Origin of the sequence: Moorena sp. SIO4E2, from assembly GCF_010671945.1 — a bacterium.
GTDB classification, from domain to species: domain Bacteria; phylum Cyanobacteriota; class Cyanobacteriia; order Cyanobacteriales; family Coleofasciculaceae; genus Moorena; species Moorena producens.
Window position 1 is genome coordinate 1 of sequence record NZ_JAAHIE010001139.1, and the last position, 1,618, is coordinate 1,618.

Consider the following 1,618-nt stretch of genomic DNA (forward strand, 5'->3'; position numbering starts at 1 on the left):
AGTTCGGGAATTTTGTGATATTTAGGGTTGAGGGTTAGTCGGTTGTTCGCCTTTGGCGTCCCTTGTCGGGTAGGTTAGTCGGTTCAGGGGTGAGCTACTCCAACCCAACACTAACTCCAAACCAACCTAACACCAACCAACCAATTCCCCCTAACCCTAATAACACCGGAGTCAACCAATTCCCCCAGCGCACATACAAAGTCTGAGTCTGTCGTCGATAAATCGTATCTGCGTGCAACTCATAGGTATTAATCCCCGATAGCCATACTGTTTTGCCATGGGGGTCTACAACACCGGAATACCCGGTATTGGTTGCTCTAACAGCCCACCTATCTGTTTCAATGGAACGCATCACATCTTGAGCATGGTGCTGGGCAGGCATAGTATTACTGTAATGGGCATTATTTGATGCAGTGAGGATAAACTGCCCACCAGCGGCAGCTTGATAGCGGAAGTGCTCGGCAAAAGCTGACTCATAACAAATTCCTACCACCGCTTGACCAAAGGGTGTTTCTACTAACTGGTCAGCTTTACCTGCGGCTAAGTGAGCATCAAGAGGGGATAGTCGGTCAATCAAACGTCCTAGGAATTCTTCAAAAGGAATATATTCTCCTAAGGGCACTAATTTGACCTTATCGTAACGGCTGAAGGTTTCACCAGTACCGGTAACAGTAAACAAACTATTGGTAAGGCTACGCCCTCTTTGCCCATAGCCTCCTACCCAAACTAATACCTCTTTATCTAATATTGCTGAGTAGAAAGAACTACGAGTGCGAACCTGTTCTTCCCAAAGAAAAGGTAAGGCAGTTTCAGGAGTTAGCACTGCGTCTACTTTTTGATCTGCCAATGTCTGGTAGCCAGTAGTGTAACCTTTAATAGCACGCTGCCAGCCAGCGGAGTAAAGTTTGATTTCATTGGGGATGTTTCCTTGAATAATACCGACTTTAATAGCAGAATCTTTTGATTGTTCAATCGGTTTGCTATACAGTAACCATCCCAGCAGATGTAAGCTGATTAATAACCCAATTGCTATACCTAAAAGGGTTAAAGGTTTGTAGGGGTTTAATGTTGAAGGTTGTTCGCGTAGCGTGGCCTTTTGGCCAAGGTTTTGAGGGGTTGAATGTTCAAGGTTTGTAGGGGTTGAATGTTCAAGGTTTGTAGGGGTTGAATGTTCAAGGTTTTGAGGGGTTGAAGGTTCAAGGTTTTGAGGGGTTGAATGTTCAAGGTTTTGAGGGGTTGAAGGTTTAAGGTTTTGAGGAGTTGAAGGTTGTTCGCGTAGCGTGGCCTTTTGGCCAAGGTTGTTGTGATCACTTTCAACATTAAACCTGCCAACCTTCAACTGATTAACCTTCAACCTGCCAACCTTCAACCTGCCAACCTTCAACCTGCCAAAATTAAACCTGCCAACCTTCAACCTGCCAACGTTAAACCTGCCAACGTTAAACCTGCTAACTTTCAACTGATTAAGGTTAAACTGATTAAGGATTAATCCGCTTTCAGCTATTAAACCATTGACGGCGACAATAGCTGCTGTAACTGTTATTGGACCGGATAATTGACCGAGGTGCAAAATTATCAGGTTATGGGGACTTTGGGTATAGGATAAGGAAGACCAGTA

At 44.6% G+C, this 1,618-nt stretch carries 1 protein-coding gene; it reads right to left on the minus strand.

The genetic code is table 11. The annotated features are described in order from the left end of the window. Window positions 1–94 precede the first annotated feature (94 nt). Window positions 95–1,618, minus strand: a 1,524-nt coding sequence (gene lnt, locus F6K37_RS41535; protein ID WP_287257102.1) for an apolipoprotein N-acyltransferase, incomplete at its 5' end; no start/stop codon positions are given.